22 protein-coding genes are annotated in these 21,656 nt (G+C 67.3%); 17 read left to right on the forward strand and 5 right to left on the reverse strand.

What is annotated here, in order from left to right; translation table 11 throughout:
• Nucleotides 1-13: 13 nt before the first annotated feature.
• A complete protein-coding gene (locus ACWW1C_RS08900; RefSeq protein ID WP_455983088.1) occupies nt 14-409 on the reverse strand; it encodes a VOC family protein in 396 nt (131 codons plus the stop codon).
• A gap of 28 nt (nt 410-437) precedes the next feature.
• Nucleotides 438-1,265: an oxygenase MpaB family protein gene (locus ACWW1C_RS08905; protein ID WP_455983089.1), complete on the reverse strand. Its 828-nt coding sequence runs from the start codon at nt 1,263-1,265 to the stop codon at nt 438-440.
• Nucleotides 1,266-1,301: 36 nt separating this feature from the next.
• Here ACWW1C_RS08905 and ACWW1C_RS08910 point away from each other — a divergent pair, with 36 nt between their 5' ends.
• On the forward strand, nt 1,302-2,255 hold the full coding sequence (locus tag ACWW1C_RS08910) for a cobalamin biosynthesis protein (protein ID WP_455983090.1): 954 nt from the start codon (nt 1,302-1,304) through the stop codon (nt 2,253-2,255).
• Here ACWW1C_RS08910 and ACWW1C_RS08915 read toward each other — a convergent pair.
• From ACWW1C_RS08915 to ACWW1C_RS08925, 3 genes are read right to left on the reverse strand one after another with little or no spacing between them, the layout of a single operon-like run.
• Entirely contained in the window at nt 2,209-3,054 is an 846-nt protein-coding gene (locus tag ACWW1C_RS08915) for an SURF1 family cytochrome oxidase biogenesis protein (RefSeq protein ID WP_455983091.1), read from the reverse strand. The two genes, ACWW1C_RS08910 and ACWW1C_RS08915, sit on opposite strands and share 47 nt — an antisense overlap.
• A complete protein-coding gene (locus tag ACWW1C_RS08920) occupies nt 3,054-3,542 on the reverse strand; it encodes a low molecular weight protein-tyrosine-phosphatase (RefSeq protein ID WP_455983092.1) in 489 nt (162 codons plus the stop codon). The genes ACWW1C_RS08915 and ACWW1C_RS08920 overlap by 1 nt, the downstream gene beginning before the upstream one ends.
• The gene (locus ACWW1C_RS08925; RefSeq protein WP_455983093.1) at nt 3,535-4,173 is read right to left on the reverse strand and encodes an HAD-IA family hydrolase; all 639 of its coding nucleotides are present in this window, start codon (nt 4,171-4,173) and stop codon (nt 3,535-3,537) included. Before ACWW1C_RS08925 ends, ACWW1C_RS08920 begins: the two co-directional genes overlap by 8 nt.
• A gap of 196 nt (nt 4,174-4,369) precedes the next feature.
• On the opposite strand from ACWW1C_RS08925, the gene cobC reads away from it, so the two are divergent.
• From cobC to ACWW1C_RS09005, 16 genes are all read left to right on the forward strand, one after another.
• A complete protein-coding gene (cobC, locus tag ACWW1C_RS08930; RefSeq protein ID WP_455984206.1) occupies nt 4,370-5,335 on the forward strand; it encodes an Rv2231c family pyridoxal phosphate-dependent protein CobC in 966 nt (321 codons plus the stop codon).
• The gene (locus ACWW1C_RS08935; RefSeq protein WP_455983094.1) at nt 5,332-6,456 is read left to right on the forward strand and encodes a Nif3-like dinuclear metal center hexameric protein; all 1,125 of its coding nucleotides are present in this window, start codon (nt 5,332-5,334) and stop codon (nt 6,454-6,456) included. Before cobC ends, ACWW1C_RS08935 begins: the two co-directional genes overlap by 4 nt.
• An 11-nt stretch (nt 6,457-6,467) precedes the next feature.
• On the forward strand, nt 6,468-7,220 hold the full coding sequence (locus ACWW1C_RS08940; protein ID WP_455983095.1) for a zinc ribbon domain-containing protein: 753 nt from the start codon (nt 6,468-6,470) through the stop codon (nt 7,218-7,220).
• Nucleotides 7,217-8,320 (forward strand): bifunctional RNase H/acid phosphatase, encoded by a 1,104-nt coding sequence (locus tag ACWW1C_RS08945; RefSeq protein ID WP_455983096.1) that lies wholly within the window; start codon nt 7,217-7,219, stop codon nt 8,318-8,320. Before ACWW1C_RS08940 ends, ACWW1C_RS08945 begins: the two co-directional genes overlap by 4 nt.
• A gap of 255 nt (nt 8,321-8,575) precedes the next feature.
• Nucleotides 8,576-9,634, forward strand: a complete 1,059-nt coding sequence (locus tag ACWW1C_RS08950) for a helix-turn-helix domain-containing protein (RefSeq protein WP_455983097.1) — start codon at nt 8,576-8,578, stop codon at nt 9,632-9,634.
• Nucleotides 9,631-10,704 carry a response regulator transcription factor gene (locus ACWW1C_RS08955; protein ID WP_455983098.1) on the forward strand — a complete coding sequence of 358 codons (1,074 nt, stop codon included), beginning with the start codon at nt 9,631-9,633 and terminating at the stop codon, nt 10,702-10,704. Before ACWW1C_RS08950 ends, ACWW1C_RS08955 begins: the two co-directional genes overlap by 4 nt.
• 344 nt (nt 10,705-11,048) lie before the next feature.
• A complete protein-coding gene (locus tag ACWW1C_RS08960; protein ID WP_455983099.1) occupies nt 11,049-11,822 on the forward strand; it encodes an MlaE family ABC transporter permease in 774 nt (257 codons plus the stop codon).
• Nucleotides 11,823-11,829: 7 nt separating this feature from the next.
• Nucleotides 11,830-12,684, forward strand: coding sequence for an ABC transporter permease (locus ACWW1C_RS08965; protein WP_455983100.1), 855 nt, complete (start codon nt 11,830-11,832; stop codon nt 12,682-12,684).
• Between the two features lie 3 nt (nt 12,685-12,687).
• Nucleotides 12,688-14,121, forward strand: coding sequence for an MCE family protein (locus ACWW1C_RS08970; RefSeq protein WP_455983101.1), 1,434 nt, complete (start codon nt 12,688-12,690; stop codon nt 14,119-14,121).
• A gap of 39 nt (nt 14,122-14,160) precedes the next feature.
• Complete coding sequence (locus tag ACWW1C_RS08975) at nt 14,161-15,186, forward strand: MCE family protein (protein ID WP_455983102.1); 1,026 nt, start codon at nt 14,161-14,163, stop codon at nt 15,184-15,186.
• Entirely contained in the window at nt 15,183-16,529 is a 1,347-nt protein-coding gene (locus tag ACWW1C_RS08980; RefSeq protein WP_455983103.1) for an MCE family protein, read from the forward strand. Before ACWW1C_RS08975 ends, ACWW1C_RS08980 begins: the two co-directional genes overlap by 4 nt.
• Nucleotides 16,526-17,830 carry an MCE family protein gene (locus ACWW1C_RS08985; protein WP_455983104.1) on the forward strand — a complete coding sequence of 435 codons (1,305 nt, stop codon included), beginning with the start codon at nt 16,526-16,528 and terminating at the stop codon, nt 17,828-17,830. The genes ACWW1C_RS08980 and ACWW1C_RS08985 overlap by 4 nt, the downstream gene beginning before the upstream one ends.
• Nucleotides 17,827-18,981, forward strand: coding sequence for an MCE family protein (locus ACWW1C_RS08990; RefSeq protein WP_455983105.1), 1,155 nt, complete (start codon nt 17,827-17,829; stop codon nt 18,979-18,981). Before ACWW1C_RS08985 ends, ACWW1C_RS08990 begins: the two co-directional genes overlap by 4 nt.
• Entirely contained in the window at nt 18,982-20,433 is a 1,452-nt protein-coding gene (locus ACWW1C_RS08995) for an MCE family protein (RefSeq protein ID WP_455983106.1), read from the forward strand.
• On the forward strand, nt 20,397-21,017 hold the full coding sequence (locus ACWW1C_RS09000) for a mammalian cell entry protein (protein ID WP_455983107.1): 621 nt from the start codon (nt 20,397-20,399) through the stop codon (nt 21,015-21,017). The genes ACWW1C_RS08995 and ACWW1C_RS09000 overlap by 37 nt, the downstream gene beginning before the upstream one ends.
• A complete protein-coding gene (locus ACWW1C_RS09005) occupies nt 21,014-21,655 on the forward strand; it encodes a hypothetical protein (protein WP_455983108.1) in 642 nt (213 codons plus the stop codon). Before ACWW1C_RS09000 ends, ACWW1C_RS09005 begins: the two co-directional genes overlap by 4 nt.
• Nucleotide 21,656: the final 1 nt, after the last annotated feature.

A 21,656-nucleotide genomic window follows, 5' to 3' on the forward strand; every position in this document is an offset into this window, starting at 1 on the left:
AGTCACTCCGGGATCACCCCGGCGGCGCGAAGAACTCCAGCGCGATGCCGTCGGGGTCGCGGAAGCTCAGCCCCGAGCCGTACGGCGCGTCGATGACGCCGCCGTGGGTGATGCCCAGCTCCTCGAGTTTGGCGGCCCAGTCGACGAGTTCGGCCCGTGAAGCGCAGCCGAAGCCGACGTGGTCGAGGCCGGCCCGGAACTCACTGAACTGGCCCGGCGCGATGGGTCGGTCGTGCTCGTGGATACCGAACAGCGTGCCACCGGGTAGTGCCCACACCAGATGTCGGTAGCCGGCGTCGGTGTGCTCGTCGAGCACCGGATCCTCGCCGATGAGGGTGCGGTACCAAGGGCCGCTGACGGCCATGTCGCTGACCGTGACGGCGACGTGGTTCAGTGCTGCGAACGCCATGAGATGCCTCCTGCTGTTGGAAGTTGTTTCACACCACAGGTTTTCCGCGCCGCGCGCGCGCCCGCATGTCCCACAGGTACAGCTGGTAGCCGAACAGCCACACGTCGCGCGGGATCACCCGGTCGGCCAGCCGCAGCGTCGTCATCAGCCGGTCGAACCAGTACTGCTGGCTCGGCGTCCATCGCAGCTTCATGTGGGTGCGGAACTCGGCGGGCAGGAAGCCCGTCGTCGCAAACAGATTGAACGGCCCGGCCAGCCGGCGCAGCGGGGTGGGCAGGAAGGCCAGCGATGCCACCCCGTGCAGGTGTTCGCGCACGGGTTCGTCGATCCGCAGCTCGTCGAGCGTCCGTTTCCAGTACTCGTCGAAGGCGACGCGGTCGGCCGGCCACATGTCCTCCCGCACCTGCAGCGTGGTCCCGAGGGTGCGCGCGTCCCGATAGATGGCGTCGGCGGCGTCGGGGCTGAGCGGTCCGTAGAGGAACTCGTGCTGATCGACGTAGTAGCGGTAGAGGCACGACGCCACCCACAGCTGCAGTTTCGGGTCGAACGCGTGGTACCGGACCGGGCTGGACGCCGTCGACCGCACCAGCGTGTGCACCCGGTCCACCTCGCGGCGGATGAGCGCACGGTCGTCGTCCGTGCCGTACACGGCGGCGGCCAGATAGGTGCCTGTGGTGCGGGCGCGCTTGAACGGGTGCTTGTACACGTTGCCGCTGTCGACGGGGCTCTCCAGCACACCGTAACCCACCCCGGGCAGCGCCAGTTGCATGATCACATTGGCCGCCGGCGCCAGCGCCGCTGCGGGGTTGACGAGGTCGACAACCCGCGTCGGGTGCCGAGGTGGACCGAGCCGCATGATGCCGAGTAAACACCCTGTGAGACGCTGCCCGGCGTGTTTGACAGAAGCGCCCCGCGGGCGGCCGGTCTGGCGCTCGGCTACCTGGCCGACGTGTGCTGGGCCGACCCGCGCCGCGGCCATCCCGTAGCGCTGTTCGGAACGGCCGCGGCCGCGCTGGAACGGCGTACCTACGCCGACAACCAGCTGGCAGGGGCCGGTCACACCGCGGCACTGCTGGTCGGTTTGGGCGCGCTCGGCTTCGGCCTGGAACGCGCCGCGCGGGGCCCGGTGGCCAAGACGCTGGTCACCGCGGTGGCGACCTACACGGCGCTGGGCGGCACGTCACTGGCCCGGACCGGCGCCGACATGGCGGCGCGGTTGGGGCGCGGCGACGTGGTCGCGGCCCGTGAGCTACTGCCGTCCCTGTGCGGGCGCGACCCGTCGGCGCTCGAGGCGGACGGGCTGGCCCGGGCCGCACTGGAATCTGTCGCGGAGAACACCTCCGACGCGCAGGTCGCGCCGATCCTGTGGGGCGCGGTCGCCGGGGTGCCGGGACTCCTGGTGTACCGCGGCGCCAACACCCTCGATGCGATGATCGGTCACCTCAACCCGCGCTACACCCGGTTCGGCTGGGCGGCAGCACGATTCGACGACGTCCTCAACTACGTGCCGGCCCGTGTGACGGGGCTGTGCGTGATGGTGGCGTCCCGTCGGCCGGCCGCGGCGTGGCGGGCCTGGCGCGCCGACGCGCGCAAGCACCCGAGCCCCAATGCCGGTGTGGCGGAAGCGTCCTTCGCCGGGGCTCTCGGCGTGCAACTCGGGGGAGCGACGCAGTACGCGCACCGGCTCGAGATGCGGCCGACCCTCGGCGACGGACCGGCTCCGGCCGTGGCGGACCTGAAAAGGGCGGTGCGACTGACCCGCCGGGTGCAAGCGCTGGCGACGGTGGTTGCGGTGGGGCTCAGCGCCGCCGGCCGTAGCGGTCGGCGAGCTTCTCCTCGGCGGTGACCGGGGCGGCCGGCTCGTCAGGATCGGGGCCGCCGGAAGTCTCGGCGCCCGAACCGGATTGGGCCTTCTCGAGCCGGCGCTGACGGATCTCGGCCACCACGAAGTACCCAAGCCCGAGCGGCGCGACGATGCCGAACGCGATCCACTGGATGCCGTACGAGAGGAACGGTCCGGCATCCAGGTTGGGCAGGGCGATGACTCCCAGACCACCCGGCTGGCCGTCGACCAGCTGCAGGTAATCGCCCGCGAGCGGCACGCCCGTCACCTGCGAAATCTGGGTCAGGTTGATCGAGTACACCTGCTGAATACCGTTCTGTTTGAACGGTTCCTTGCCTGACATGAGCGGTTCGGGGTCGCGCAGGCGCCCGATGATCGTGACGGTGCCGGCCGGTGGCGCGGCGAACGGCGGCACCCCTTCGCCGGCCTTGATGTAGCCGCGGTTGACCAGCACCGTCGGGCCGCCGTCGACGGCGAACGGAGTCAGGACCTCGTATGACGGGTCACCATCGTTCGTCCGCAGCCGGACCAGGACCTCCGCCTCCGGGCGGTAGTGGCCCGTCGCCGTCAGCCGTCGCCACTGCGCGTCCGGGGCCGACGAATCCTGGTGCGGCAGAACCGAAGTCAGCGGAACAGGTTCGGTGTTCAGCGACGATGCGATCTGGTTGTTCTCCCGCGAGGTGCGGGTGTTCTTACCCAACTGCCACGGCGCGAGCACCGTGAAGCACAGGTAGGCGAACGCGATCACCACGACGAACAGGGCCAGCCACTGCGGCCGGAAGAGGAACCCGAGGCGGCGCATCAGTCGCCTCGTTCCGCCAGCAGCTTGTCGACCCACTCGTGCAGACCCGGCAGGGAGGCCTCGATCACCGCGAAGGTCTCTTCGAAGTCGTCGATGTTGCCGTAGTACGGGTCTTCGACGTCCAGCGCGTGGGCGCCCGACCGCGGATCGAACGAGCGCATCATCCGCACCCGGTCCGGGTCGGCGCCCAGGTCGTTCAGGATGCGGGTGTGGTTGCGGCCCATGGCGACGACCATGTCGGCGGCCAGATGGTCGGCGGCGATGGCCGCGGCCGCATGCGCGGTGGGGTAGCCGTGCGCACGCAGTACCCGCTCGGCACGGCTGTCGGCGGGGTCACCGGCATGCCAGCCGCCGGTGCCTGCGCTGGTCACCCGGACCACGTCGGCCAGCCCGCGCTCGCTGATCTGGTGGGCGAACATCTTCTCGGCCATCGGCGACCGGCAGATGTTGCCCGAACAGATGAACGTCACGTGCACCTGGTCAGACACCCAGCACCTCCCGTAGCTCGTCGACGGTGGCGACCCGCCGGACCGTCGCGTCGTCAGTGAAATCGGTTGCGCCGTAACCCCAGTCGACGACGATGGTGTCGATCCCGTGGTGCGCGGCGCCGTGCACGTCGTGCGACCGGTCGCCGACCATCAGCACGTGGTCGGGTACCGGGGTCAGCTGGGCGAGCGCGTGGGCGACGACGTCGGCCTTCGCCGACCGGGTGCCGTCGACGCTGGCGCCGGCGATCACCTCGAAATGTTCGTCGATGCCGAAGTGCTCGACGATGCGCCGGGCGGTCGGTTCGGCCTTGGACGTCGCGACGGCCAGGCGCACCCCGGCGGCCCGCAGATCGGCCAGGAGGTCCTCGATGCCGTCGAACATCCGGTTCATGGACCAGCCGCGCGCGGTGTAGTCGGCGCGGTAGGCAGCGATGGCATCGTCGGCCTTCTCGCCCAGACCCAGCGAGCCCAGCGTCACGTGCATCGGCGGGCCGACGATGCGTTCGACGAGGTCACCGTCGGGTATGTCGGCGCCGATCGCACCGAGCGCGTGGCGGAAGCTGGCGACGATGCCCTCGGCGGAGTCGGTCAGCGTCCCGTCGAGGTCGAATAGCACCAACTGCGGGGTCACGCTGTCATTCTCCCTGATGGACCTGGGCGCCCGCGCCGCGCACCAGACGAGTTCCTCCTCGGGAGGGACCAAATGGCTGCTTTGAGGGTCCGACGAGCGACCATTTGGTCCTTCTCGGCTTCTGACAGCTCTGATCTAGGGTTTACCTGTGGAACCCGGGGCGCGCTATCACGGCGATCAGGCTGTGATTCCCGGCATGCTCGACTTCGCGGTGAACGTCCGCGCCGGCGGCCCGCCGCAGTGGCTCGCCGACCGGCTCGCGGCGCGGCTGGCCGACCTGGGCAGCTACCCGACCTCATCCGACGTGGCCGCGGCGCGCGCTGCCGTGGCCGCCCGACACGGCCGTGACCTGCATGAAGTGGCGCTGCTGTCGGGCGGTGCCGAGGGATTCGCGCTGCTGCCGCTGCTGCGACCCCGCCTGGCGGCGCTGATCGCGCCGTCGTTCACCGAGCCCGAAGCCGTGTTCGACGCCGCTGGGGTGCCCGTCGCGCACGTGGTGCTGGACGCGCCCTTCCGGCTGTCCGGGGCGGCCGCGGTACCGGCCGAGGCCGACCTCGTGATTGTGGGCAATCCCACCAATCCGACCGGCGTCCTGCACCGCCGTGACGAGATTCTGGCGCTGCGGGCCCCGGGACGGATCATCGTCGTCGACGAGGCCTTTGCCGACGCTGTGCCCGGCGAACCGGAGTCGCTGGCCGGTCGGTCGCTGCCCGACGTCGTGGTGCTGCGCAGCCTGACCAAGACCTGGTCGCTGGCGGGACTGCGGGTTGGCTACGCGCTGGGCGCACCCGACGTGCTGGCGCGGCTGACTGGGCAGCGGCCGCACTGGCCGCTGGGCACACTGCAGCTGGAGGCGCTGACGGCGTGCTGCCAAGCGGCCGCGGTCGCCGAGGCCGAGGCCGGAGCGCGACGGTTGACCGAGTTGCGGGCCGAGATGGCGGCGGGTCTGACGGCAGCTGGTTTCCCGGTGGCCGACGGGGTGGCCCCCTTCGTCCTGTTCTCGGTGCCGGACGCCGAGCTGGCCCGGAAGCACCTGGCGGGCAAGGGGATCGCGGTGCGCCGCTGCGACACGTTCTTCGGGCTGCCCGACGGCTACTTGCGCGCGGCAGTCCGTCCGGAATGGTCTGTGCTTGTCGAAGCGCTAGAGGAGGTGCCCTGGTGAGTGTGCCGTTGCGGGACGTCATCGCCGTGCTGGACCGCGCATATCCGCCGGCCCTGGCGCACAGTTGGGACTCCGTGGGTCTGGTCTGCGGCGACCCGTCCGAGGCCGTGGCGTCGGTGACGATCGCGGTCGACGCCACCGCGGCCGTCGCGGCGTCGGTGCCGGACGGCGGGCTGCTGCTGGCGCACCACCCGCTGCTGCTGCGCGGGGTCGACACGGTGGCCGCCGATACCGGCAAGGGCGCGCTGATCCACTCGCTGATCCGCCGCGGCGCGGCGCTGTTCAGTGCGCACACCAATGCCGATGCCGCCGCGCCCGGGGTGTCGGATGCGCTGGCCGAGGCACTGGGCCTGCAGGTCGACGGCGTGCTCGACCCCGCCGAGGCGCGGGCTGACCTGGACAAATGGGTCGTCTTCGTGCCCCACGTGAACGCCGACGCGGTCCGGGATGCCATGTTCGCCGCCGGTGGCGGACAGATGGGTGACTACTCGCACTGCAGCTGGGCGACCATGGGCGTCGGCCAGTTCCTGCCGCTCGAAGGCGCAACGCCGACCATCGGCATGGTTGGTGCCGTCGAGCAGGTGGCCGAAGACCGTGTCGAGGTGATCGCGCCGTCGCGGCTGCGTCGGGCGGTGCTGACGGCGATGCGCGCGGCTCACCCCTACGAGGAACCGGCGTTCGACGTTCTGACCTTGGCGCCTCTGCCGTCGGACGTGGGGATCGGGCGTATCTGCTCGTTGCCGGAGTCGGAACCGTTGTCGGCCTTCGCTTCCCGCGTCGCGCGTGGATTGCCCACCACGTCGTGGGGTGTGCGCGCATCGGGCGACCCGGACGCCCTGGTGTCCCGCGTCGCGGTCTGCGGGGGCGCGGGCGACTCACTGCTGGACGCGGTGACCAGGGCCGGTGTCGACGTCTACGTGACATCCGATCTACGCCATCATCCGGCCGACGAGCACCGCCGCGAATCGGACGTGGCGCTGGTCGACGTGGCGCATTGGGCGAGTGAATTTCCATGGTGCGAGCAGGCCGCCGGGGTCTTGCGTGCACAATTCGGTGATGCGTTGCCGGTGCGGGTCAGCCAGATTCGTACCGACCCCTGGAACGTCGAGATAACCTGCTGAGAGACGTGAACATGAAAGCTGAAGTGTCGCAACAACGTTTGTTGCTCGAGGTGGCCGAAGTGGACGCCGCGCTGACCCGCCTGACGCACCGGTCGACGCATCTGGTCGAGCAACAGCGCTTCGACGCCGTGCAGGCCGAGCACCGCGAGGCCAACGATCGGCTGGCGGCACTGAGCATCGCTGTCGAGGATCTGGACGCGCAGATCGCCAAGTTCGAGTCCGAGATCGACGCGGTGCGCCAGCGCGAGACGCGCGACCAGCAGCTCATGGACAGTGGTTCGGTCGGGGCGAAGCAGGTGGCCGAACTGCAGCACGAGCTGGAGACGCTGCAGCGCCGGCAGGCCGCGCTGGAGGAGCAGCAGCTCGAGATCATGGAGCGGCGCGAAGAGCTGCAGGGCGAGCGGAACGAGGAGCTGGCCCTGATCGACGCGCTGCAGGGTGACCTGACCTCGGCGCAGGTCGAGCGCGATCAGGCGCTGGTGTCCATCGACGAGTCGCGGCAGGTGGCGTCCGATCGCCGTGCGGCGCTGCTGGGTTCGGTGGCCCCGGAACTGGCCGAGATGTACGAGAAGCAACGCAAGCAGGGTGGTGCCGGCGCGGGACTGCTGCAGGGCGGTCGGTGCGGCGCCTGCCGCATCGACCTTGATCGTGGTGAGCTGTCCCGGGTTTCGGCGGCCGCCGACGACGATGTGCTGCGCTGCCCCGAGTGCGGGGCGATTCTGGTGCGGGTCAAGGACTTCCGCGCTGGGGAAACCGGTCTGTGAGAGTTCTGGTCGAGGCCGACGGCGGCTCACGCGGCAATCCGGGACCGGCGGGCTATGGCGCCGTGGTGTTTTCGGCCGACCGGGCCGAGGTGCTGGCGGAGAGCAGCGCCTCCATCGGGGTGGCGACCAATAACGTCGCCGAGTACCGGGGTCTGATCGCGGGCCTGGAAGCCGCGGCCGCTCTGGATGCCGATGACGTTGCGGTGTCGATGGATTCGAAGCTGGTCGTCGAGCAGATGTCCGGCCGCTGGAAGGTCAAGCACCCGGACCTGGTGCCGCTGAACCAGGAGGCCGCGGCGTTGGCCCGACGCTTCGGGCGGGTGAGCTACACGTGGATTCCGCGCGCGCAGAACTCTCATGCCGACCGATTGGCCAATGAGGCCATGGACGCGGCGGCCGCGCCGACGCGGTCAGTATCCCCGGCGGCGGTGACAGAATCGAAAGCCGCTGCGGCACAGCCATCCCCACCTGGCTGGACTGGCGCTGTCGGGGCGCCGACCCGGTTCCTGCTGTTGCGCCACGGCCAGACCGAGCTGTCGGTGCACCGTCGTTACTCGGGCCGGGGTAACCCGCCGCTCACCGAACTCGGTCGCGAGCAGGCTGCGGCGGCCGCCGCGTATGTCGCTGGCATCGACGGAATCTCAGCGGTGCTCAGCTCGCCGTTGCAGCGCGCGCTGGACACCGCGAAGGCTGCAGCGGATGCGCTTGGCCTGGCTGTCACCGTCGACGACGACCTCATCGAGACCGACTTCGGCGATTGGGAAGGCTTGACGTTCCGCGAAGCGGCCGAACGGGATCCGGAGTTGCACGGCCGCTGGCTGGGGGATACCAGCGTCGCGCCGCCCGGCGGCGAGAGCTTCGATACGGTGACCCACCGGATTCGCCGTGCCCGCAATCGGATCATCGCCGAACACGGCGCGACGACGGTCCTGGTCGTCTCGCACGTCACGCCGATCAAGACCATCCTGCGGCAGGCGCTCGATGCCGGACCGGGGATCCTGTACCGCCTGCACCTGGACCTGGCGTCGTTGAGCATCGCCGAGTTCTTCGGCGACGGTGGCTCCGCGGTGCGGCTGGTCAATCAGACCGCGTATCTGTAGCTCCGGCGGTTTGCTGACTCACAGGTTTGTCGTGTGAGGACAGAGCGGGGCGGGTAGTCCTCGTTTTTTCGTCGGTTGCGGACATAGTTCGACAGCTGTCGCCCGCGCAGAATCGGCGTAGCAACATTTCGAACGGTTGTTGAACGCGCATTGATCGCAGCTGGGCAGAGCTGCCGCGCGTCCGACCCGGTTGGCCGCGCACGCCGCGGAACGTGTTGACATCAGTCACGGTTCGACCTCAAGGCAGGGGAGTGAATGGCCACGCTCATCGCCGGGCACGCTGAGACGACGGCAGGAGCGGACCATCTGCACTCGCTGGGCCGCAATCTTCGTGGTCACGGCGCGCATCGCGAGCTGGACCGGCAGCTGGATCGCTTCCGGCGCCGCCTCGAGCGGCAGCGCACCACCGGCGGCGCGACCGACGACCTGTTGGCGGGTGTCCAGCGGCTCCGGCGTGACTTGAGCGGTCGCGCGGTGGCCCATGGTGTCGGGCGCCTGAATGCCATTCGGCATGCCGTCGACTCGCTACGTGGCGTTTCGTCGCGGGAGACCATCAAGGCCGCGACGACGTTGTTGTGCCGAGACTTCGGATTCAGCCGGGTGATGGTCTCCACAGTCCGCGAGCACGACTGGCTGCCGCGGCATCTGCACGCGCGTAGCGCGACATCTGGTTCCTTCCACGGGTTCTCGATGGGCGTGGCGGTCCGGTTCGAAGATTCCGAAGCGGAGGCCGCCCTGGTCCGGGGGCGACACGGCGTCGTCGTGTCCCGGCCGACCGCGTCGGCCCGGCAGGACTACCTCGCGGCGCCGATCACCGTCGGCGGCACGGTGATCGGGATGCTGCATGCCGACTTCCCGGAAGCCTCCGGCACCACGATCATGGATCAATTCGATCTGCTCGAAGCGTTCGCCGAGTGCCTGGCGGTGGTGTACGAGCGCGCGGTTCTCGAAGAGAAGGTGTCGCAACAACGGGTCGAGGTCGACAAGCTGTGCGCCACAATGGATCAACTCATGACCCCGGCGGTGCCGGGTGGCGCGGCAGCGTCGGATGCCGGTGGTTGCGACCCGGTTGCTCAGACCGCGAGTGAGCCGGCCGTCTTGCCCGAGCTGACCCCGCGTGAGCGGGAGGTCATGTCCTATGTGGCGACCGGTGCCACCAACCGTGACATCGCGCGGTGTCTGCTGATTTCCGAAGGCACCGTGAAGTCGCACCTCAAACGCATCGCCGAGAAGTTCAACACCACAAATCGCGCGGCCGCCCTCGCGATGTACCTGGCGATGGACGCCGGCGTGGGGAGCGGACGGTCACGATGACGCGCCGGGCGATGGTGACCAGGCTGAACCAGATTGACGGCCACCTACGCAGCGTGCTCAACCTGCCCCGATCGACCAAGGCGACCACCCTCGAGCAGGCCATCGCCAACTCGGCGGCCACAACCGAGGAAGTGCTCTTCGGTGATGACGGTGACGGCATCGCCCTCATGCCCGCCGTGGCGCAGCGGCTCTTGATGGCGTCGCTGCAGGCGCAGGTCGAGGCGCGCCTGATCTCAGGTGACGACTCGGGCACGACCGCACGGTCGGTGATCGACAGCATCCGGCGGTTGAAAGCCGCGTCGTCCGTTCCGGCGCTCGAGCGTCAGGTATGCACCGAGCTATGTCACACCATCGGGTTCAGCAGTGCGGTGCTGTCGTCGATAGCACCGGACAAGTTCATCCCCGTGACGTCGCACGGTACGCGTGGCACCGGAAACCCGGTGCCACGCAGCGCGTCCCTCGCCGAACAGGACTGCGTCAGGTTCCGTCGCGTCGTCCACGCCGGCGAAGCCGAGGTGCCGGCCACCGAAGGCTTCCGTGAAGTTCTGGGCGCCGCGGACTATTTGGTCGCGCCCATCGTGGTCGAGTCGAAAGTGGTTGCGCTGGTCCATATGTCGCGCGCCCGCGGCGCCGTGGCCGACGGCGACATCGAGACGCTGGGCCTGCTGCTGTCGGTGTATTCGTTCGTCTACGAGCGGTTGCTGAATTCGGGGCGGGTGGAACAACTCCGGGTGTCGATCATCGGCGCCGCCGCCCGATTGGCCGAGGAAGCCGACCGCATCGCCGGAACGGCCGTCAGCCTGTATGCCATCGGCGACGATGACACGGTCGAGGCGGACGCGGCGGTCGATGCGTTCACGGCGGCGTTGTCCAAGCGCGAACGGGACGTATTCGCCAGGATGGTGCGCGGTGAGTCCAACGCGGAGATCGCGGACGAGCTCGTCGTGTCGGTGGAAACGGTCAAGACTCATGTGAAGCGCATCCTGCGCAAGATCGGCGCCGGCAATCGGTTGGAGGCCATCACGCTCTACATGGATGCGCAATCCGGATTCGGTGAACAGGCGCAATAGTCGCGCGCTTTTCTGTATCTGCAGTTCTTTTGAATTTCTTCAATTATTGTCGCTGCGGTCTGCTGCGCCGTATTCGGAATGGTCATTCGGGAGCGGATTCAGCAATTTCGTGATACCGCTTTATTCGTATTGTCAGGCGGAATTGACATTCCGCAGCGTCGGGTGTTGTGCAGATCACACCTGTCCCCCCGATGGGGGGTACCTCACAGGAGTAGATCCCTCCATCTGGAGGTAGTCGTCATATGACCTGCGTTGATAGCGTCCCTACCCATGTTGGCCGCAGCGATCGCTCATCGACCGTGTGTAGTGGATTTGGCGCGTTGGTTGGAAAGCGCGGGCGGCAAATGGTAGCGATTGCGCGCACTGCCGCTAAGCCGGTTACCTCATTGGGTGGCTTCTTCGCCATGGCTTTCGACACTTTTGTGCAAATGTTCCAGCCGCCGTTCGCGTGGCATGAATACGTCATGCAGACGTGGTTCGTGGCACGCGTGTCGGTACTGCCCGCGCTGCTGCTCACGATGCCGTTCGCAGTGCTGTTGACATTCACCTTCAACATTCTGCTGACCGAATTCGGCGCCGCGGACTTCTCCGGCACCGGCGCCGCAATCGGCACGGTGAACCAGATCGGCCCGATCGTCACGGTGCTCGTGGTGTCCGGGGCGGGCGCGACGGCGATGTGCGCCGACCTCGGGGCGCGGACCATCCGCGAAGAACTCGACGCGCTGCGCGTGATGGGCATCAACCCCATCCGGTCGCTTGTGGTGCCCCGCGTGCTGGCCGCAACGACGGTGGCGCTGGCGCTGTCGGCGACGGTGATCCTCGTGGGCCTGACGGGCGCGTTCCTGTTCTGCACCACGGTGCAGCACGTCTCGCCAGGCGCCTTCGTCGGTGGCCTGAACCTCCTGACCGGACCGGGCGACATCATCGTCGCGCTCATCAAAGCCACGTTGTTCGGTATGGCTGCCGGCCTGATCGCCTGCTACAAGGGCACTTCCGTGCGCGGCGGTCCCGCGGGCGTCGGCAACGCCGTCAACGAGACCGTGGTGTTCACCTTCATGGTGCTGTTCGCCATCAACGTCATCGTGACCGCTGTCGCGATTCAGTACACGGTGTCGTGAGGGAGAGATGACTGTCGACGTCCCGAGCCGCAGGTTCCCGCGGCTCGACAAACTGACCAAGAGCTGGGTCGCGCGCTGGAACCGTATCGGTGAACAGGGCGCCTTCTATTCGCACACCGTCGGGTCGATTCCCGATGCCGTCGTCAACTACCGCGCGGAGCTGCTACGGCTCATCGCCGCAACAGGATTGGGCACCGGCGCGCTCGTCGTGGTCGGTGGCACCGTCGCGATCGTCGGCTTCTTGACGATGACGACCGGTGCTCTGGTGGCGATCCAGGGCTACAACCAGTTCTCGTCCGTCGGCTTCGAGGCTCTCACCGGATTCGCGTCGGCGTTCCTCAACGTCCGGATGATCGTGCCCGCGACCACTGCCGTCGCGCTGTCCGCCACCATCGGCGCCGGCGCCACGGCGCAGATCGGCGCCATGCGGATCAACGAGGAGATCGACGCCCTCGAAGTGATCGGCATTCGCAGCATCACCTACCTCGCCTCCACTCGGGTGCTGGCGGCGGTGGTCGTGGTGATTCCGCTGTACTGCGTTGCGGTCATGATGGCGTTCTTCGCCGCGCGCATGGGTACCACCACCGTCTACGGGCAGGGTGCCGGTGTGTACGACCACTACTTCAATACGTTCCTCAATCCGACCGACCTGATCTGGTCGTTCGTCCAGTGCGTCGCCATCACCATCGTGATCATGTTGGTACACACCTACTTCGGGTTCGCCGCCTCCGGTGGTCCGGCCGGTGTCGGTGAAGCGGTCGGGCGCGCGGTGCGCCTGTCCATGGTGATCGCCGCCGTGGAGATCGTATTCATCTCACTGGCCATCTACGGCCAGTCCGGCAACTTCAACATGGCGGGTTAGCCGGTGGAAGCGCGCAAGGGAGATCGTCGGATCTCGAATTCGTGGTGGGCACTGATCCTGATCACCGCCGTGGTGCTGTTCATGGCAGTCACCGTCGTCATCTTCACCGGGGCGGCCAAATCCTATGTGCCGGTGACCGTCATGGCCGACCGCGCAGGTCTGGTGCTGGAGACCAATGCCAAGGTCAAGATGCGCGGCGTACTGGTGGGCCGCGTCAGCCAGATCGACGTGAGCAAGTCAGGGGCAACACTCCAACTCAAGCTCGACCCGGACCAGGTGAAGTACATCCCCGCGAATGTCGGTGCGCAGGTGAGTGTTACGACGGCATTCGGCGCCAAGTTCGTCGACCTGGTGTATCCGCAGGCGCCGAGCAGCGCTCGGCTGGCCGCCGGCACGGTGCTGAAATCCATGCACACGACGACTGAGGTCGACACCGTCTTCGAGAACATCGTGAACCTGCTCGACATGGTGGATCCGGCGAAACTGAACTCGGTGCTCAGCGCCGTCGCCGAAGGCGTCCGCGGCCAGGGCGCGCGAATGGGCCAGGCCACAACGGATCTCAATGAGGTGCTGACGGCACTCAACTCGCGCTCGGACAAGATCCGTGACGACTGGCGGTCGTTCAAGCAGTTCAGCGACACCTACGGTGCGGCCGCCGACAACATCGTCAAAATCCTCAACGCCGCGAGCACCACCAGCAGCACGGTGACGGGCAAGGCCAAGGCCCTCGACAACCTGTTGATGAACGTCATCGGATTCTCCGAAGCCGGCACCGATCTACTGGGGCCCAACGGGGACAACCTCGTCGACGCGATCAACGGGCTGGAACCCACGACGAGCCTGTTGTTGAAGTACAGCCCCGGATACACGTGCTGGTTGGAAGGCACCAAGAAGTTCCTCGACACCGGTGCGTGGGGTGTGTTCGGCGGCGCCGACGGCCGCTCGCTGATCCTCGACGCGACGCTTTTGCCGGGCAAGAACCCGTACGTGTTCCCCGACAACCTGCCGATCGTCGCGGCGAAGGGCGGGCCGGGCGGACAACCGGGCTGTGGCTCGCTGCCCGATGTCGCCAAGAACTTCCCGGTGCGGCAACTGATCACCAACACCGGTTGGGGGACCGGGCTGGATATCCGCCCGAACCCGGGCATCGGCAGTCCGTGCTGGGGCCAGTGGTTCCAGAGCACCCGCGCGGTGCCGCAGGCCCCGAGCATCCGGCAGTGCCTGCCCGGGCCTGCTCCCGGTCCGATCCCGTATCCGGGAGCGCCGCCCTATGGCGCGCCGCTGTACGGACCCGGCGGGATACCGCTGTGGCCGGGCGTGCCGCCCGCACCGCCGAATCCCGCTGACGCACAACCGCAATCGGCGCCGGCGGCCGTCGATGCGCCGCCTCTGCCCGCTGAGGTGCCCGCGTTGCCGGCCGAGGCAGGCGGTAACTGACCGTGATGACCAACCAACGATCGAGGCAGGAGGGAAGCCGTGGAGAACCTTAGAGGCACGCTGCTGCGGCTGTCCGTCTTCCTGTCGGTATGTCTACTCGGCACGGTCGCCCTCTGGGCCGTCTTCGCCGACCTGCGGTTCGACGAGGGCCACACCTACTTCGCCCGGTTCGTCAACGTCTCGAACATGAAGAAGGACAGCCACGTTCGCATCGCGGGTGTCGAGGTCGGCCAGGTGAAGAACGTCGCCATCAACCGCGATTCGACCGTGACCGTCGAGTTCACCGCCGACAGTTCCGTCGTGCTGACCGAGGGCAGCCGCGTCGTGATCCGGTACGACAACGTCGTCGGAGATCGCTTCCTGGCCCTCGAGGAAGGCGCCGGCGGCACCAAGAAACTCAACCCGGGCGACACGATCCCGGTCAACCGGACGCAGCCCGCACTGGATCTCGACGCCGTCATCGGTGGCTTCCGTCCGCTGTTCTCCGCGCTGAGTCCCGACAAGATCAACGATCTGAGCGGGCAGCTGATCCAGGCGCTGCAGGGGCAGGGGCCGTCGATCGGCTCGTTCCTGGCGCAGGCGGCGGTGGTGACCAACACCCTGGCCGACCGCGATCAGTTGATCGGGCAGGTCGTCACCAACCTCAACACGGTGCTGACCTCATTCGGCGGCAAGAGCGACAAGCTCGACAAGGCCGTGATGTCGCTGTCGGAGCTGGTGGACCGCCTGGCGCAACGCAAGACCGACGTCTCGAACGCGGTGGCGTACACCGATGCGGCCGCCAACTCGATCGCCGGCCTGCTGACCGAGGCCCGGCCGCCATTGGCCAAGACGGTGCACGAGGTGGACCGGACCGCGGGGATCGTGCTGGCCGACCACGACTACTTCGACAACTTCCTCAACACGTTGCCGGACAAATACAAGGCGCTGTCGCGGCAGGGCATCTACGGCGACTTCTTCAGTTTCTACCTCTGCGATGCGGTGCTCAAGCTCAACGGCAAGGGGGGACAACCGGTCTACGTGAAGGTCGCCGGGCAGACCTCGGGACGGTGCACGCCGAAATGAAACCTTTTGCCGAGCGAAGCCATTTCGCCCTTGGCGCGATAGGCATCAGCGCCGTGGTGGTGATCGCGACCGTCGCACTGCTGTTCCAGAAGATCCCGTTCGTCAGCGGCACGACCACATACTCCGGATACTTCGAAGACGCCAGCGGCTTGCACACCGGTGCGCCCGTGGACATCTCGGGTTTTCCGGCGGGACGGGTCGCCAGCATCGATCTCGACGGTCCGCGCGTGCTGATCAAATTCACCGTCGACGACAACGTGCACCTCGGGGAGCGCACCGAGGCCGCGATCAAGACCAAAGGCCTGCTTGGCAGCAAGATGCTGGAAGTCGTGCCCAAGGGCGACGGCGACCTCGCGGGCACCATCCCGCTCGAGCGGACCGTGTCGGCATACCAGCTGCCGGACGCCCTCGGTGATGTGACCAACGCGATCAGTGGGCTCGACACCCATCAGCTGTCGGACTCGCTGGCCACTGTCTCGGAGGCGTTCGCGAACACCGCCCCGGATCTGCGCGACGCGGTGAACGGCATCGCGCGATTCTCCAAGACCCTGAACGACAGGGACGCCCAACTGCGCAGCCTGCTGGACAATGCGTCGAAGGCGACGACGGTGCTGGCCAAGCGCAGCGACCAGGTGGTGGGCCTGGTGAAGAACACCAATGCGCTTCTGGTGCAGCTGCGTTCGCAGAGCGCCGCGGTGAGCCGGCTGTGGAACAGCCTGTCGGCGGTCTCGCAGCAACTCAAGGGGCTGATAGCGGAGAACAAGACTCAGCTGCGGCCGGCGCTGGACAAGCTCAATGGCGTCGTCGCGATGCTCGACAATCGCAAGGAGCGGCTGCAGCAGGCCGTCAAGGGACTGAGCCAGTACGCCCTGGCGCTGGGCGATGCGGTGAGTTCGGGCCCGTTCTTCAAGGCGTACATCGTGAACCTGTTGCCGGGTCAGTTCGTGCAGCCGTTCGTCGATGCCGCCTTCTCGGACCTCGGGGTCGATCCGAACACGAAACTGCCGTCGCAGCTTCAGGATCCGCAGACCGGCCAACCGGGCACGCCGCCGCTGCCGGTGCCGTTCCCGCGCACCGGCCAGACGGGGGACCCGAGGATGACCATTCCGGATGCGATCACCGGCAAGCCCGGCGACACCGCCTGTGGTCCACCCGGAATCCCGCTGCCCGGACCTGGCTGCTACCCGGTCCGTGAAGCGCAGCCGGCCCCGGCGCCCGGCGGGCCACCACCTGGACCGCCGGCGCTCGCACCCGGACAGACCGCCATGCCCGAACCACCGAAAACCCCGCCACTGCAGGTGTCGGACCCCGTTGAAGTACCGACCGAAGGAGGCCGGCAATGAGCAAGCTGCCCGCGCGCCTGCTCGTCGTGACAGCCGTACTGGCCCTTGTCGTGGGCGGCGGATACTTCGCGGTGCAGGCGTTCCAGCGCGCGTCGCGCAACGAGGTGGTCGGCTACTTCCAGAACACCAACCAGTTGTTCAGCGGTGACGATGTGCTGATCCAAGGGGTGCCGGTCGGCAAGGTCGAGAAGATCGAACCCGGGCCCGAAAAGGTCAAGGTCACCTTCTGGCTCGACGACAAGTACCAGGTGCCGGCCGACGCCAAGGCCGTCATCCTGTCGCCACAGTTGGTGACCGGCAGGGCAATTCAGCTGATCCCGCCCTACCGGGGCGGACCGACGCTACGGGGCGGCGCCGTCATCCCGCTCGATCGCACGGCAGTGCCCGTCGAGTGGGATCAGGTCCGGACCCAGCTGCAGCGCGTGGCCGATCTGCTCAAACCCGACCAGGCGGGCGGGGTCAGCACCCTCGGCGGGTTCATCAACACCGCGGCCGACAACCTGCGTGGGCAGGGTGCCAGCATCAGGGAATCGGTGATCCGGCTATCCCAGGCAGTCTCGATCCTCGGCGACCACAGCAACGACCTGTTCTCGACGTTCAAGAACCTCTCGATCCTGGTGTCGGCGCTGCAGGACAGCACCGGACTGCTGGAACGGCTCAACACCAACCTGGCCGAGGTGACCGGGCTGGTCACCGACGACCCCAACAAGGTGGGGCAGGCGCTCCACGACATGAGCTCGGTCGCCGACGACCTGCGGTCGTTCGTCGCGGACAACAAGGAAGCCGTCGGGACAGCGTCGGACAAGCTGGGGTCGGTCAGCACCGCGATCGTGGGCAGCCTGGACGACATCAAGCAGGTATTGCACGTTGCGCCAACGGCATTGGCGGACCTGAACAACATCTACGAGCCGGCGGTCGGTTCACTGACCGGCATCCTGGCGGCGAACAACTTCGCCAATCCGGTCAGCTTCATCTGCGGCGCGATCCAGGCCGCGTCGCGCCTCGGCGCGGATCAGTCGTCGAAGTTGTGCGCGCAGTACCTGGCGCCGATCGTCAAGAACCGGCAATACAACTTTCTGCCGCTGGGCGAGAACTTGATGGTGGGTACCCAGGCGCGGCCCAATGAGGTCACCTACAGCGAGGATTGGATGCGGCCCGACTACGTGCCACCGTCCCGACCGGCGGCCCCCGTGGCGCAACAGGCGGCCGCGGCACCCCAGCCGCAGGCTCCGCAGACCATGGCCACCGACGCCAATGCCGGGCTCGCCGGGATGATGACGCCGCAGGCAGGTGGGTCATGACCCGATTGCGTACGACCGGGGGCTGCCTGCTGGCGGCCCTGACCCTGCTGGCCTCGGCGGGCTGCTCGGGCTGGCGTGGCGCCAACAGCCTGCCGCTGCCCGGCACCGAGGGCGGCGGGCCCGGGGCGTTCGAAATCCAGGCGCAGATGCCGGATGTCACCAACCTGCAAGAGAATTCGCGCGTCCGGGTCTCCGACGTCACCGTCGGCACGGTCACCAAGATCGAGCGGCAGGGCTGGCACGCGCTGGTCACCATGCGACTCAACGGTGACGTGAACGCGCCGGCGAACTCGACGATCAAGCTCGGCCTGACCAGCCTGCTGGGCACGTTGCACGTCGAGCTCGGACCGCCGAAGGACGGCCGGCCGCACGGAAAACTGCACCAGGGGTCGGTGATTCCGCTGGCAAGCAGCGGCAGTTTCCCGTCACTCGAGCAGACGCTGTCGGCGGTGTCGATGGTGCTCAACGGCGGTGGCATCGGCAACGTCCAGGACATCACCGAGGCGTTCAGCACGGCGTTCCACGGGCGCGCCGAGGACCTGCGCAGCCTCATCAAGCAGCTCGACACGTTCACTGCGAACGTCAAGGACCAGACGCCCGACATCATCGCGGCGTCGGAGAGCCTGAACGTCGTCGTCGGCAAGCTGGCCGCGAGCCAGCCGGTCCTGGACAAGGCCATCGACACCATCCCGGAAGCGCTGGCGGTGCTCAGTGGTGAGCGTGAGAACCTGGTCAAGGCCGCCGACAAACTGAGCAAGTTCGCCGCCCTCGCCACGGACACCGTGGACCGGTCAAAAGAGAACGTGATCAAGGAATTACGTGCCCTGGGACCGACCCTGGAACAGCTCGCCAACGCCGGGCCGGCCATGACCCGGGCGCTCAGTTTCATCCCCACGGTGCCGTTCCCGAGCGACACCATCGAGAAGTGGCAGCGCGGTGACTACGCGAACCTCACCGCGATCGTCGACCTCACCCTCAGCCGCATCGATCAGGCGTTCTTCACCGGCACCCGCTGGGAGTGCGACCTGACGGAGCTCGAACTGCAGTGGGGTCGCACCATCGGCCAGTTCCCGAGCCCGTGCACCGCGGGTGGGCCGAACAACCCGGGCAATCCGCTGACCATTCCGTACCGCTGGGATCAGGGGCCGTAAATGCATCTCGACAGACGCGTGAGAATTCAACTCGCGATCTTCGCCCTCGTCGCGCTGGTCGCCGTGACCATGATGAGCCTGATCTATATGCAGTTGCCGGCCAAGCTCTTTGGCATCGGACGCTACGTGGTGAAGATGGAACTGCCCGAGACCGGCGGCCTCTACGCCACCGGCAACGTCACCTACCGCGGCACCGTGGTCGGCCGGGTGCAGTCCGTCGGGCTGACACCGTCCGGGGTCCAGGCCGAGCTGTCGCTCAACTCGGGCACCGACATCCCCTCCGACGTGCAGGCCGACGTCCACAGCCAGATGGCAATCGGTGAACAGTTTGTGTCGCTGACGCCGCGCAGCGCGAGTTCTCGGCCGCTCAAAGACGGCGACGTGATCCCGTTGGCGCACACCTCGGTGCCGCCGGACATCAACACCGTCATCGACTCGCTGACCAAGGGTCTGCAAGCGGTGCCCAAGGACAATCTCAAGACAGTCATCGACGAATCGGCGACGGCCGTAGGCGGTTTGGGGCCGGAGCTGTCGCACATCGTCAAGGGCGGCAGTCAGCTGGCCATCGACGCGCGCGCGAACCTCGACCCGTTGCTCAGTCTCATCGACAACGTCAAGCCGGTGCTCGATTCACAATCCAACACCTCGGACGCGATACAGGCATGGGCGGCAAATCTCGCAACGGTGACCGGCGAACTGCAGGCCCAGGACAAGGCTGTGGGCACCGTACTCGACAAGGGCGGCCCGGCGTTCGGCGAGATGGGCCAGTTGTTCAACCGGCTGCAGCCGACGTTGCCGATCCTGTTGCAGAACCTGGTGTCCATCAACAAGGTGGCGATCACCTACCAGCCGAACCTCGAACAACTCCTGGTTCTGCTGCCTCGGACAACTGAAGCGGCGCAGGGCGTTACGTTGGCGAACCGCGACACGAAGCAGGCGTACAAGGGCGCCTACCTGAGCTTCAACCTGAACCTCAACCTGCCGCCGCCCTGCACCACCGGTTACCTGCCGGCTCAGCAGATGCGTAACCCGGCGCTGGAGGACTATCCCGAACTCCCGGCCGGCGACCTGTACTGCCGGACCCCGCAGGACGGCATGTTCAACGTGCGGGGCGCCAAGAACCTGCCGTGCGAGACGGTGCCCGGCAAGCGCGCCGCCACCGTCAAGCAATGCGAGAGCGACGAGCAGTACGCGCCGCTCAATGACGGTTACAACTGGAAGGGCGATCCCAACGCCACCTGGACCGGACAGGACGTGCCGCAATTGCGGCCGGGCCCGCCGCCGGAGGGCGCGGCTCAACGGCCACCACCAGTCGCGGTGGCCGAGTACGACCCTGCCAGTGGGACGTACATCGGCCCTGACGGAAAGAGCTATACCCAAGCCGATTTGGCGCACACAGCTCCGAAGGAGAAGACATGGCAAAGCATGATGACGCCGCAGCCGGGGAGCTGATCGAGGGCGGCGGGGTCGCCGTACTCGATCCCGACACCGACGACCTTGACACGACGGATGGCGCGGGCGCAGACGAACCCGTCGCCGAACCGGCGAAGCCGAAGTCGGTGCGCAGGCTGGCAGCGGTGAGCGGGCTGATCCTGGTGGTCGCACTCAGTGCCCTGGTCGGCTGGCAGGTGGTGCGGACGCACCGCGCGACTCAGATCGACGAGCGGCAGAGCCAGATCGTCCAGGCGGCGCGGCAAGGCGCACTGAACCTGACCACGATCGATTGGCAGCACGCCGATGCCGATGTCCAGCGCATCCTCGACAGCGCGACGGGGGATTTCTACGACGACTTCGCCAAGCGCTCAGCGCCTTTCATCAAGGTCGTCAAGGAGGCGAAGTCGACGTCCACGGGCTCGATCACCGAGGCCGGGCTGGAATCGGAGTCCGGTGACTCGGCACAGGTGCTGGTGGCGGTGGCCGTGAAGACCTCGAATGTCGGTGCGCAGGCGCAGGAACCACGCGAGTGGCGGATGCGCCTCGCGGTGCAGAAAGTCGGTGATGTGATGAAGGTGTCGAACGTGGAGTTTGTGCCGTGAAACTGACCAAGTCCCGCGGCGACAATGCCGCAGCTGAAAAATCCGACGAGGCAACGGCTTCGGTGGCTGAACTCGAAGAGGTCGAGGCCGACGCCGCAGTGTCCGACGAAACAACAGAGACCACCGACGCGGCGCCTGCAACGCCGCGGCGCCGCGTCGCGTGGTCGAACGTCGCCGTTTACGGCCTGCTGCCTGCGCTCGTGCTCGCGCTCGGGGGAGCCGCCGGCTACCTGCAGTGGAAGGACGTGTCGCTGAACCAAACCGACACGGCCAAAACCGAATCCACCAAGGCCGCCACCGCGGGCACCATCGCGCTGCTGTCGTACAAGCCGGAGACCGTCGACAAGGATCTGGAAGCCGCCAAGAAGTACATGACCGGCAACTTCCTCGACTCCTACACCAAGCTGACTCGCGACGTGGTGATCCCGGGCTCCAAGCAGAAGAAGATCTCGGCCGTCGCCACCGTACCCGCGGCGGCGTGGACAAAGGCGACGCCGAGCCACGCTGTGGTGATGCTGTTCGTGGACCAGACGATGATCATCGGCGAAAGTGCGCCGACCAGCACCGCGTCGAGCGTGCGCGTGACCTTGGACAAGGTCGATAACCGTTGGCTCATCTCGCAATTCGATCCGATGTGAG

It is taken from the genome of Mycobacterium sp. HM-7, assembly GCF_053852335.1.